The following is a 352-nucleotide window of genomic DNA, read 5'->3' on the forward strand; positions in this document are numbered from 1 at the left end:
GCTCCCCTCCTCTTTTATACCTCTCATTTCCTCCGGCCTTTTCCCTTTTCTCTTGCCCCTGTCCTCACCCGCCTTCCTCTTTCCCTTCCTTTTTCTCTTCTTCCTTCTTCTCCCCTCCTCCTTCCCCTCCTTCTTCCCCTCTCTCCCCCTCTTCCTTCTTCTCCCCCCCCTTCCTTTTCTTTCCTTCTTCCCTCTCTCTCTTCTCTCCTTCTTTCCCCCCTTCTTCCCTCTTTTTTCTCTTCTCTCTTCCCTCTTTCCTCTTCTCTTCCTCCTCCTCCTTCCTTTTCTTCCTTTCTTTCTCCTTCCCCTCTCTTTTTTCTCCCTTCCTTTTCCCCTTCTCTTTCTTCTTCTC

General features: G+C 50.3%; 1 protein-coding gene. It reads right to left on the reverse strand.

Translation table 11 applies throughout. The annotated features are described in order from the left end of the window. Nucleotides 1-64: 64 nt before the first annotated feature. The coding region (locus LK536_RS58570) for a hypothetical protein (RefSeq protein WP_506092309.1) at nt 65-352 on the reverse strand (288 nt) is incomplete at its 5' end.

Source organism: Clostridium pacaense (assembly GCF_020709765.2).
Lineage (GTDB): Bacteria > Bacillota > Clostridia > Lachnospirales > Lachnospiraceae > Enterocloster > Enterocloster hominis.